Annotated in this window: 9 protein-coding genes; 5 read left to right on the forward strand and 4 right to left on the reverse strand. The window is 64.3% G+C overall.

The features are described 5' to 3' along the window. Window positions 1–22: 22 nt before the first annotated feature. A complete protein-coding gene (locus IPJ87_17940; GenBank protein MBK7943727.1) occupies window positions 23–478 on the reverse strand; it encodes a hypothetical protein in 456 nt (151 codons plus the stop codon). Between the two features lie 103 nt (window positions 479–581). Here IPJ87_17940 and IPJ87_17945 point away from each other — a divergent pair, with 103 nt between their 5' ends. Together IPJ87_17945 and IPJ87_17950 are read left to right on the forward strand one after the other, a co-directional pair. Then, a complete protein-coding gene (locus IPJ87_17945) occupies window positions 582–1,568 on the forward strand; it encodes a hypothetical protein (protein ID MBK7943728.1) in 987 nt (328 codons plus the stop codon). Window positions 1,569–1,755: 187 nt separating this feature from the next. Beyond that, window positions 1,756–5,604 carry a hypothetical protein gene (locus IPJ87_17950; GenBank protein ID MBK7943729.1) on the forward strand — a complete coding sequence of 1,283 codons (3,849 nt, stop codon included), beginning with the start codon at window positions 1,756–1,758 and terminating at the stop codon, window positions 5,602–5,604. A gap of 96 nt (window positions 5,605–5,700) precedes the next feature. Here the strand turns inward: IPJ87_17950 and IPJ87_17955 are convergent, their stop codons facing one another. Then, the gene (locus tag IPJ87_17955; protein MBK7943730.1) at window positions 5,701–6,255 is read right to left on the reverse strand and encodes a hypothetical protein; all 555 of its coding nucleotides are present in this window, start codon (window positions 6,253–6,255) and stop codon (window positions 5,701–5,703) included. A 55-nt stretch (window positions 6,256–6,310) separates the two neighbouring features. Here IPJ87_17955 and IPJ87_17960 point away from each other — a divergent pair, with 55 nt between their 5' ends. From IPJ87_17960 to IPJ87_17970, 3 genes are all read left to right on the forward strand, one after another. Then, complete coding sequence (locus tag IPJ87_17960) at window positions 6,311–8,470, forward strand: hypothetical protein (GenBank protein ID MBK7943731.1); 2,160 nt, start codon at window positions 6,311–6,313, stop codon at window positions 8,468–8,470. A gap of 66 nt (window positions 8,471–8,536) precedes the next feature. Next, window positions 8,537–8,977, forward strand: coding sequence for a KTSC domain-containing protein (locus tag IPJ87_17965; protein MBK7943732.1), 441 nt, complete (start codon window positions 8,537–8,539; stop codon window positions 8,975–8,977). Window positions 8,978–9,030: 53 nt separating this feature from the next. Next, entirely contained in the window at window positions 9,031–9,231 is a 201-nt protein-coding gene (locus IPJ87_17970) for a hypothetical protein (protein MBK7943733.1), read from the forward strand. 3 nt (window positions 9,232–9,234) lie between these two features. Here the strand turns inward: IPJ87_17970 and IPJ87_17975 are convergent, their stop codons facing one another. Beyond that, the gene (locus IPJ87_17975; protein ID MBK7943734.1) at window positions 9,235–11,133 is read right to left on the reverse strand and encodes an OmpA family protein; all 1,899 of its coding nucleotides are present in this window, start codon (window positions 11,131–11,133) and stop codon (window positions 9,235–9,237) included. Between the two features lie 2 nt (window positions 11,134–11,135). Then, entirely contained in the window at window positions 11,136–12,059 is a 924-nt protein-coding gene (locus IPJ87_17980) for a type IX secretion system membrane protein PorP/SprF (protein MBK7943735.1), read from the reverse strand. Window positions 12,060–12,068 lie beyond the last annotated feature (9 nt).

The following is a 12,068-nucleotide window of genomic DNA, read 5'->3' on the forward strand; positions in this document are numbered from 1 at the left end:
ATCCGAGGTCCCGGGTCGTTCGTCACCGCCCAAAGCTAACCGGGCGAAAGCCGACGATCGCATGACCGTTGAAGGCTGACAGGATCCCTACATTTGAGAACATGCGTTGTGATCCCACGGAGGAATGAAGCCCAGCACCGAACTGCACGACCTGGTCCGCTCCCTCACCAAGAGCGAGAAGCGCTTCTTCAAGCTGCACAGCACCCTCCAGTCGGGCGACAAGAACTACCTGCGGATCTTCGATGCGGTGGACAAGCAGCGCACCTACGATGAGGAGGCGCTCAAGCGGCAGTTCGCCAAGGAGACCTTCATCCGGCACTTCCCCTCGGAGAAGAACCACCTGTACAAGCTGATCCTGAAGGCGCTGCGGGCCTACCATGCGGAGAGCACCATCAGCGGCATCCTCAAGCAGGAGATCAAGAACATCGAGATCCTGTACGACAAGGCCCTGTACAAGGAGTGCAACAAGCTGCTGCACAGGGCCAAGCGCATCGCTCGGGAGAACGAGAAGTTCTACTACCTCTTCGAGCTGCTCAACTGGGAGAAGATGCTTCTGGAGGAGGCTTACGAGAGCGGGTTACGTGTTCCGCAGCGGCGGCTATGTGCGCACCGAGGAGGAGCATGCCATGGTGGAGGAGATCAGCGAGCACCCGCTGATCAAGGGCAAGAACACGGCGCTCTCCCGCCGCGCGGCCACCATCTGCTACTACACCCAAGGCTTCTGCCAGTGGGCCAAGCGCGATTGGCGGACCAGCCTCACCAAGTTCATGCGGGTGAAGGAGATCCTGGACAAGGAGAAGGCCCTGCGCGCCGACCTGGCCAAGCGCTACATCCGGACGCTGCATTACATCATCAACGCACAGATCGAGCTGGGCGAGTTCAAGAGCGCTCGGGAGCACATCAAGCTCATGCGGGCCATGACCGATGAACCGGCCTTCGGGGGCATCCAGATCGCGGTGCAGGTGTTCAATGCGAGCTACCTCAGCGAACTGCGGTTGCTCGACCGCATGGGTGAGCACGCTAAGGCACTGGAGCTCGTTCCGGCCGTACTGACCGGCCTGGAGGAGGAGGGTCCGCGCCTGCATAAGGAACACGAACTTGAGTTCTGGTGGGCCCTGAGCTGCGCCTATTTCGGCGCGGGGGAGATGAACAAGGCCTTGTTCTGGCTGAACAAGTTGCTGAACGACACCGAGCCCACGCTGCGTCAGGACCTCTTCACCTATGCGCGCCTATTCAACCTCGTGGTGCACTATGAGCTTGGCAATTTCGACCTGCTGGAGTACATCGTGCGCAGCACCCATCGGTTCCTCAGCAAGCGGCATCGTGCGAACGAGACCGAGACGGTGTTGATCGATCACGTGAAGCGTCTGGCGCGTGCCACGCAACCCGGTGCCCGTCGTGATCTGCACCGCAGCCTTCACGAGCGCCTTAGTGAGCTGATGGAGGACCCCCAGGAGCGCCTCGCGTTGAAGTACTTCGACTTCATGGCATGGAGCCTGTCGAAGGTCGAAGGCATCACATACAGCGAGGCGGTCATCCAGCGCGGGAGCAAGAAGGTGCAGACCTGAGGCCGCCCTGTGGCCGCCTGCCATCGCCGCACGGGCCGGCCCATCGACGAGCTGTTCCTACACCGTTCGGACGTGCATTCGGAGACCTCCCGGTGGGGGCTTGCTCGGTCGATAGCTTCTGATAGCTTTGATCGGCCGGTTCCCCTGCCGGCACCGTTCCTTCTGTACTGACCGAACCCCTTTCAACATGCCACGCTCCATCATCACCAAGGCCTTGGTGATCGCCTGTACCACACTGCCTGGACCCCTGTCCGCGCAGTTCAGGAACACGTATATCCATACCATGTCGGATGACCACACGGCCATGGAGAAGTCGATCCTGGGGTTGCATTACATCCAAGTCAGTACCACGCTGGGTGCCACCAAGGACATACACCTGGTGAAGCTCGACGCTTCGGGCAACGTGGTGCTGGACAAGATCTTCTTCTCACCCACCGGGGATGAGGTGGCGCTGGACATCTGCCGAGGCAACGGCCATTCGTACGTGATCTGCGGATACGAGACGCTGGGCGCGTTGGACCTGGGCTTCGTGCTGCGCGTGGACACCAATTTCAACTTCATCAACAAGGTGAACATCCAGGTGCAGAGCCTGAACCGCCACACGCCGGCGTTGAACATCATCAACAGCGCGTTCTACGAGACGCCGTCGGGCAGCCCACCCTACTTCCCGCCCGACCCCAACGGGGGCTACCTCGTCACCGGCTTCGAAGCCGTGGGATATGCACCGACGGACGCCAAGAGCGGCTATGCGCTGAAGCTGACCAACGCGCTCGCCTTCCAGTGGGTGGCCAAGTATGACTCGCCGATCCCGGCCGGCACGCCCGACTGGGACATGTGCTCACATGGCACGTACATGTGGGCAGGTGCGCAGGGTTATTTCGTGGGTGGCTCCGGCTCTTCGCCAACGGGTGAACAGGTGGCCCTCGCCGGTGAGTTGAACCTTGGTGGAACGGCGCTCTGGACCAAGCGATACAGCGATACCACAACACCTGGCAGTAGCACCGTGGCCGTGGATGCGGCATTCGACGATGCGCCTTTGGAGCTGTACCAGTTGACGAACCACTCCAGCAGCCAGGGCGGAGGCTTCATTACGTTCGAGCAGGGTACCGGGATCATCGATCCCTTCCTGTGCAGCCGGTTCCTGGCGAACAGTCCGCAGTACTTCGTCTACGAGTTCGGGGCCACGTGCAACAGTGCCATCCTGATCATTTCCGGGTACGGCCACAATCAGACGGCTGGTACGATCTCAGGCCTGTTCCCGTTCTCGTTCCGATATGACAAGGGTACCAACCCATTGCCATTCCCTTCTCCACCTGCCGTTGACCCCTCATTCAGCAAGTACGCCTATCCGGTCCAATCAGTGGGCTACTCGCCGAACACAACGATCTTCGACAAGTACACCACCGGCACCCACTCGCGGATCTACCACCCGAAGATGTTCGCCCAGCTTGGTGTGAACGAGGTGACACTGGCCGCCTTCGAGGATGTCGGCACGGATGAGGAGAACCACATCGTGCATCCATACTTCAGTGGTGTGGACTCCTGCTCGTACATCGATCCCGGCTTTGCCCGCGTGCCGATACCGCTCACTGAGTGGAACGGACCTGTGCCGCAAGCGCCTACATATGTGATCACACCGGGCACCTACGCCAGTAGCACGCAGACCCCGAATACGCAGCAGTGCCAGAACTGCACAGTGGACCTCACTTACACCACCACGGTGGGGCCGAACTGCACCTGGACCCTGACGGCCAACAACCCTGGCTTCTGTCCCTTCTTCACCATCACCGACATCGCGAACACGGTGCTCTTCAGCGGCCCGGGTGCGTCGGTGAACTTCACCTTCCCCCTTACCGGCACCTACACCATCTGCTATGCCGACTGCGGCCTCGGCACCAACGGTGTGGTCTGTCGCGAGGAGAGCTGCACCACGATCCAGGTGAACTGTCCGCCCCCGTGCCCATTGGACGCCGACTTCAACTTCACGGTGAGCGGGTGCTGCGTGAACTTCAATGACCTCACGCCAGAGGGCAACCCCAACGGCTGTGAGCGTTGGGTGTTCGGCAATGTGGCCACAGTGAACGCCGGTGACGTCACCTCGTTCTGCTTCCCAGGCCCCGGCACCTATACGGTGTGCCACATCGACTGCTGCATGGGCTCCAACGGCACCATGACCTACCACCAGGTCTGCAAACAAGTAACGGTGAACTGCGCACCGCCGTGCTGCCTGCCCACTGGGATCAATGTCTCGGTGAACAACTGTTGCATCACCGCCACGGCGAACCTGCCCGTCGGTTGTACCGCGCCCACGAAATGGGTCTGGTCCTTCGGCGACGGCAACCTCTCGTTCAACCAGACCGCAACACATTGTTACAAAGGGTCAGGCTATTACGCGGTGTGCCTAACGGCCATTTGCAGCAAGACGCAGAAGGTGAAGTTCTGCAAGACGGTGAAGGTGCTGTGCGCCGTACCACCTCCGCCGCCGAACGGGGGAAGTGGTACGGCCAAGTTCAGCTTCAGCTCCTCGGGCACCTCGATCTCGTTGACACCCGCACCGGCGCCACCCGGCATGGCGGTCAACGCACGCACCTGGTCCTTCGGCGATGGACAGACCTCCACCGCGACCGCGCCATTCCATTATTACCCGCTGAGCGGTACATACGACATCGTTCATACCGTGGAAGGCACGGACCTGGGGACCGGTGTGCCGTTCATCGAAACCGACACCGTACCGGTGACGCTGGTGCTGGCCCCCTCCTGCGGCTGTGTGCCACCGCCGGTGGGAGGGCATGCGGCCACGTCGCTCACCTGCGCTGCCAACGACCCGGTGCTGCTGCGGTTGATCGACCTGGAGAGCGAGTCGGACATCGAGCACCAGTGGATGGTCTCCACCTGCGGCTCTTCCGGTTGCCCGACAGCGGACTTCGCACCGGTGCCCGGTGCGGTGGGTCAGCACGTATGGGTCGATAACACAGGTGGCACCGCGTACTACCGATGCCGCAGTACGTCGCCCCTTGGATTCGTGCGTTGGTCGGAGGAGGTGGAGGTGACCCAGGGCGGATTCACCGTGCAGATCTCGGGTCCGGCCGGACCGGTGTGCCCGGCGGACAGCGTGCCCCTCGTAGCCACCGGCGCGGTGGACTATGCCTGGAGCAACGGAGCCACCGGGTCCAGCGTTCTGACCAGGCCGCCGGTGACCACGACCTACTCCGTGGATGGAACGAACACCGCGGGTTGCATGGACGGAGCGGAGGTGACGGTGACCGTGGATGGCACTGGGTGTGCCGCGGACGTGCAGGTGCGGGTGCTCTTGGAAGGCCCGATGGATGTGGGGATCGGACTGATGAACGATGCGCTGCGTGCGGCGGGGCTTGTACCTCTGGTTGAGCCATACACGGCCCTGGGCTATGCCTGGCCTGCCGGAAGCGGCGGAAGTTCGACCGCGGCTCTGGTCCTGTCTGTCACCGGGAATGACGCAGTGGTGGACTGGGTGCTCGTAGAACTGCGTGACCCGGCGCAGCCGGAGGTGGTGCTGGCGGCTAGGAGCGCCTTGCTGCAACGCGACGGTGATATCGTGGACGTGGATGGCACCTCTGCGCTTCGCTTCGCAGTGGGCGAGGGCGGCTATCAGGTGGCAGTGCTACACCGCAACCACCTGGGCGTTATGACCGCTTCCCCGGCCACGCTGGGGTGGACGTCGGCTGGTGTGGACCTCACTTCCGCGGGGGTGCCCACATTCGGGACGAACGCCCGAAAGACGGTCGGTACCGCTCCTGCTTTCCTGGTGCTGTGGGCGGGTGATGTGACCTTCAACAGCCAGGTGAAGTACACTGGTGGAGGGAACGATCGCGATCCCATCCTTCAGGCGATCGGAGGCACTGTACCGACGGCCACGGTGACCGGGCAATACCGTCGCGAGGACGTGAACATGAACGGTCAGGTGAAATACACCGGCAGTGCCAACGACCGGGATATCATCCTGCAGAACATCGGGGGCACGGTACCCACCGCCACGCGCAACGCGCAGGTGCCGTAAGTGCGGTCCTTCCGGGAGCGCGATGGGGCGGCTGTTCTCACGCTCGTGCAGTGAGGTCACCGCGCAAGTGGACCGCAGCTCGCGTCGTGCCGCCAACTACCCTGTCGCTCCTCGGTCCGCACGCCTCAGTTCCTCCCAATAGCGGTGGTGGATGCGCCGCGCGAGGTCCAGCAGGTCGTTCTGTGCGATACGCGCACCATGCAGCTGGATGGGCCGCTTCTCCTCGAACACCCGCCCTTCCTCATCCACGGTGTACACCCCGGCATAGGGGGGTAGCGCGATGGGATGTGGCTTGCGGTACACATCGCAGGGCATGGCGAAGCAGAAGTAGTTGGGCCGGCGACAGGTGGCCTCACCGCGCCCACGTCGCTCCAGTTCAAGGGCCTCGGACCGTGTGGGCAGCACATCCTCCGGCTTCACCTGAAAGGATCCGTTCAGCAGCATGCCTTGGCTGTGCTTGGGCTTCAGGAGGTCGTTGCGCAGGTCGTTGCGGCTCACCTTGATCTCCACCTCGCAGATGTACCCGTCCCGGGTCACGGTCAACAGGTCGCTCTCCCAGGCGTAGTAGGTCACGTTGGGCGTGATCCACTGATGCCCGAGACCTTGGGCGAACAGGCGCATGTGCCAGGCGATGTCGGCAGCGTTCAGCACGTCCCACAAGGCTACGAACACCGTCCGGTCCGATGCTGCCACCTACCTTTTCGCCATGCGCCGCCCGTATCTCCTCCTTGGGCTGGTTCTGGCCTGGGCTCACGGGCCCACACTGGCGCAGCCCGTGGATGTGGTCGTGAATGAGGTGGACACCCTGAGCAGGGGCGTCGAGGTGGTATCGCTCCGCCAGCTGCGGGAGCACATGACCGTGGTGCCCGGTGTGGGCCATGAAGTGCCCGGCATGGACCTGATGGCGGAGTGCGGACCGGTGCATTCACCGCTGGATGAAGTGATCCACGCGAGCCGCGGGCTGGTGGACAGCGGATGGGCCAAGGTGATCGGAACGGAACGGGAGAGCCTGCGCTCAGCGGACGGCGTTCACTGGGTGCGGCTCCACCTCATCGCGCGTCCGGAACTGAAGGCTGCGCCGCTCCTGCTGCGGGTGGTCAGCGGGGTCCCGTTCGAGGTGTTCATGAACGGCGTGCGCACCGGCGGGATCGACGACGCGCCCCATTGGGTCGACAACGCGTTATTGCCCCGCTCCGATTCGCTGCCAGTGGTCGAGGTCCCCGTGCATTTCGCTGCCGATGGCCAGGTGGAGGTGATCGCACTGCGGCTGGTGGGAAAGCCAGGAGCTGGCCTTCTGCAGTTGGGTCTGCGCGCCACGTTGCATGCGGCCGATCGGGCATATGCCGTGCAACGGACCACCTTCCACTACGGCATCTACATCGGCATCAACGCGATCATTCTCGTCCTGTCCGTGCTGATCTGGTCGGATGACAAACGGGATAGCGGCTGGGGTCTGCTGGCGCTGTTGTCGCTCGTATCGGTGCTGGCCACGGTGGCCGAGGTCGGCGGGGAGCAGCGTCTGCTGGGCTTGCAGGACGGCACGGCGGCCGCGTTCGATGCGCTGGCGACGGTGCTCATGCCCTGGCCGTTGTTCCTGCTCATCATGGTGCTCCGCCATTTGCGCGGCGACCTCACCGCACGGCGAGCGCGCCGGTTCACCTGGACGGTGGTGGCGATGACCTTGACCTTGCTGGCCTTCGTGGCCAGCACCCGGGCCGGCCTGGCCAGCACTCAGGACGGCCTCACTTTCACCGATACCAGTATTCCGCTGGTGGTCGGTGCGCTGTTGGGCGGCCTGGTCCTGTCGATCGGCATGGGTTGGTTCACGATCGAGGTGGTGCGATCGGGCATCCGGCTGCTACGGTCCGGCGGAACCGAGCGCTGGGTGGGCGCCGGAGCGGTGGCCTCCCTGCTGCTCACGCTCCTGCTGCTGGTGGTCAGCGAGTTCACCGGCATGGCGGTGAGCGGTTGGCTGTCCACGCTGGCCGGCTATTGTGCGTATGTGGCCGTTCCCGTGAGCGTGGCGGTGTACCTCGGCATCCGCTCGGCGCATCACAACCGCCTGGTGGCCCGCCAGCGCGACGAACTGGACGCGGAGGTGAAGGAGCGCACGGCCGAACTGCGCACGGAGAAGGAGCGCTCGGACGAGCTGCTGCTCAACATCCTGCCCGCCGAGGTGGCCGAGGAGCTGAAGGCCAAGGGCGCCGCCGATGCGAAGCACTTCGATCGGGCCACCGTGCTCTTCACCGACTTCCGCGGTTTCACGCAGTTGAGCGAGCAGGTGGGTCCGGCCGAACTGGTGCAGGAGCTCAACGCCTGCTTCATGGCCTTCGACGCCATCATGGGCAAGTACCGCATCGAGAAGATCAAGACCATCGGCGATGCGTACATGGCCGCCGGCGGACTGCCCGACCCCACGCACGGTGGGCCTGCGGACGTGGTGCATGCGGCGTTGGAGATGCAGGACTTCATGCAGCGGCATAAGGCCGAACGCATCGCCGCCGGCAAGCCCTATTTCGAGATGCGCGTGGGCATCCACAGTGGCCCGGTGGTCGCGGGGATCGTGGGCGTGAAGAAGTTCCAGTACGACATCTGGGGGGACACGGTGAACACCGCGAGCCGCATGGAATCCTCCGGCGAGGTGGGGAAGGTGAACATCAGTGAGGCCACGTACGGACTGGTGAGAGACGCAAGGAAGGTGAATGGCGAATGGTCGATACCGAATGGTGGACCTGCCCATTCGCCAACTCCCATTCACCATTCACCGGCATTCACGTTCACCCCCCGCGGCAAGGTCCAGGCGAAGGGCAAGGGGGAGATGGCGATGTGGTTCGTGGAGCGGAGCGAAGGAAGGATCCATCATTAGGTGCGGCCGCGACGCGGCGGTCAACTCACTGGAAATCCCGATCTTCGCGGCCCGAATTCCGGAGCCATGAAGGAGATCGCCGAAAGCCGCGCCCTGCTGGGGGCCACCGCGGACCTGTCGCTGAAGGAGCTGAACGGTCTGTACAAGGGGCTGATGAAGCAGCACCACCCCGACCGCTTCACCGACGAGGCGGAGCGCTCGGCGGCCGAGGCGATGAGCCAGCGCATCATCGCGGCCTACAAGCTGCTGGAGGGCCTGCATCCGGAGACGCGGGCCGCGCGGGCCGAGGAGTTCGAGCGCACCCTCGCCAGCGGCATCGCGGGCTGGCAGTACAAGGGCCGGGTGCTGAGCCTCACCTTCGGGGATGGCAGCGAGCACGTGTTCGTGGGCGTGCCTGCGAACACGTACAACAAGTTCGTGGGGACCGATGCCACGCCGCGTTTCGTCCGGCGCCACCTGATCGGGGCGTTCCCGCAGCGGCGGGTGAGCAGCGCCGTGGCGGTCTAGTGCGTTTCGACCACCGGGGTGGTCCCTGTCCGTTCGCGGGCTATCTTGGTGGCATGGAGAAGCCCGGTCATCGTTCGATGCGCCGTCGTCGCCAGGACCGGATGACGATGGAGCGGGTGATGCTGGTGCGTGAGCGAAGGTCGCGGGCGCGTCGGGTCGCGTGCCAGTGGCGTGATGGCGCCGGCGAGCTCCACATCGCCGAGCTATCGGCGGCGCAGAGCTGGACCTTCCTCCACGGCCCGGCAGGGCGCTGAGCCCTATCGGCCCATGGAGGCCTGATCGGCCTTCACCACCTTGAACTCGGTGCGGCGGTTGGCCTGGTGCTCCTCTTCGTTGCACTTCACGCCGTCCCGGCAGTCATTCACCAGCCGCTCCTCTCCATAGCCCATGGCCTGGATGCGGGCGGGGTCGGCACCACGGCGGATCAGGTAGTTCACGGCGCTGTTGGCGCGTGCATCGCTCAGCACCAGGTTGTACGGGATGCTTCCACGGGCATCGGTGTGCGCGCTGAGCTCGAAGCTCAGGTGCGGATTGTCGTTGATCAGCTGGACCACACGGTCGAGCTCCTTGGCGGCATCCAGCCGGATGTCCCACTTGTCGTAGTCGTAGTAGATGTTGTTCAGCACGAAGCTCTGGCCCACCTGCGCGCCTTGTAGCTGGATGCCATGGTGCAGCGTATCGGAACGCAGCAGGCCCTTGGTGCTCAGGTCGATCGTGCGCGTGAGGTGGTCGACATGCTCGGCCTTGATGCGGTAGTCGGTGTTCGCCTTCAAGGGGAAGGAGAAGGCCCCATTGGGACCGGTGATGGCCGTGACGTCCTCGTTCAACGTGAGGTCCGTGAGGGTGACATGCACGTTCGGCAGGAAGAGCCCGGAATCGCCGACGACCTCACCTTCCACGAAGAAGGTGGGTTCATAGGCCCAGAACACGTACACCTGATCGCTGCCTTCGCGGTTGCTGCTGAGGTAGCCGCCCTGCTCGGTGCTGTCCAGCACCAGCCCGAAGTCATCGAACGGCGTGTTCAGGGGGGCGTTGAGGTTGCGCGGTGTGCTCCACCCATCATTCTCTGGATGGGTCTCGAACACATCAAGTCCGCCCATGTTGCGGTGCGCGGTGGAGGAGAAGTAGAGCGAACGACCGTTCACCACGGGGAAGAGCTCGTTGCCCGGCGTGTTCACCGTGGGCCCCAGGTTCACCGGCGCGGTCCAGCCGGCACCCCGGTCCTCGCTCATCCAGATGTCGGCACCGCCCAGTCCGCCGGGCTTGTCGCTCACGAAGTACATGGTGCGGCCATCGGCGCTCAAGGCGGGATGCCCGGTGCTCCAGGCGGGGCTGTTGTAGGGGAAGTCGATCAGGTCGCTCCACTGCCCTGCGCTGTCGAGCGTGGCGCGGAAGAGCATCAGGTGACTGGTGTTGCCGTCATCCTTCATCAGCTTGCGCTTCAGGTAGTCGCTGCGTGTGAAGTAGAGCGTGCGCCCGTCGGGGGAGACCACGGCCGGGCCTTCGTGGTAGGGACCGTTCACCGCGCCGGGCAGGGGCATGGCCTCGGTCCAGGTCACCACCGTGCGTTTGTTCACCGTGTACAGGTCCATGTAGGAGAGGCCGTCCCAGGGGTCGGTCTTGGAGGCCGGTGCGGGACGTTCGCCCACCACCAGGAGGCCTTTGCCGTGCGGCCTCGGGCTGAAGGCCGTGGTCAGGCCTTGAAGCGTGAGCCGGTTCACGATGTACCGTCCGCTGTCGGCATAGAAGAGGGCCACGTCGCGCGTGGAGGCAAAGAGGTCCTGGGCATGTCGGTCCTCGGGCGTCTCCTCCAGCACGCGCAGGAAGAGCGCGCCTGCGGCGTCCGGCGCTCCGGAGGAGAGCAGCATCTGTCCGTAGCGCAGCGCGGTGTCGCCGCTGAGGCGGTGCGTGGCGTCCGCCAGGGCGTAGAACTCGCGGGCCCGGTGCGGGTCGTTCCGGTGGTACAGGGCCTCGGCCAGCCGCAGCTGGGTGCGGCGATCGGGCGAGCTGCGCAAGGCGCGGTCGTAGTGGTCGGAGGCCTTGCGGTACTGCATCAGGTCGAAGGCCTTGTCACCCTTGTGCAGGTGCAGGCTCGCGCAGGAGGTCAGCAGGGCCGCGCCGGCCAGGAGGAGGGTGTGGCGCACGGTGGGGCTCATGGTCAGAAGTAACGGGGTGACTTGATGCGGATGGGGTCCTTGCCGAGGTCGATGCCGAGCATCACCTCATGCGATCCACCGCTGAACCGGCGCAGGCGCGAGGTGGTCATGTCGTAGGCATAGCCCACGCGGAACACGGGCGTGATCTGGTATTCGACCATGGCGATCGCGCCGTCGCCGGTGCGGTAGCCGGCCCCCACCCACAGCCGATCGCGGAACAGCACGTTGCAGTTGATGTCGGCCTGGGGTGGCGCCGCGGGCTCCACCTTCAGGAGGATGGAAGGCTTGATGTCGATGCTCTCGCTCACCGGGAACACGCGGCCGGCATGCAGGTAGAAGTGACGCGTGAAGTAGTCGTCCACCACGGTGGCGTTCGCCTGGCTCACTTGATCGTCAGCGCTGTAGAGGTTGGGCACGGAGAGGCCGACGTACGTGCGCGGATCGTGCCAGTAGAGGCCGAAGCCGAACTTGCCCACCAGCGCGTTCTTCAGGTTCTGCGCGTAAACCGCGTCGTCCTCGTCCCAATAGGTGAGCTCGCTGAGGCGTGCGGAGTACACCGACAGTCCTGCCCGAAGCCCGAAGGCCAGGCGGCTCGCTCCGCCGGTGCGGATGCTGTAGGCATAGTGGCCGGAGATGTCGAGGTCGCGGCTGATGCCGATCTGGTCATGCACCACGGAGAGCCCGAGGCCCATGCGGTTGTTCCAGAGCGGACCGTCCACGGCGGCCATGCTGGTGCGCGGCGCGCCGGGCATGTTCGTCCATTGCTCGCGATGGAGCAGGCTGCCGCTCACAAAGGGATGGCTGCCGGCATAGGCCGGGTTGAGGAAGAGCCCGTTGAACATGTACTGGCTCACCATCACCTCCTGCTGGGCGCGGAGCGGGGCTCCGGCGAGCAGGATGAGCAGCAGGGGCAGGATGCGGTGCATGGCGGTGGG

This window comes from Flavobacteriales bacterium, assembly GCA_016713875.1.
GTDB lineage: Bacteria > Bacteroidota > Bacteroidia > Flavobacteriales_F > PHOS-HE28 > PHOS-HE28.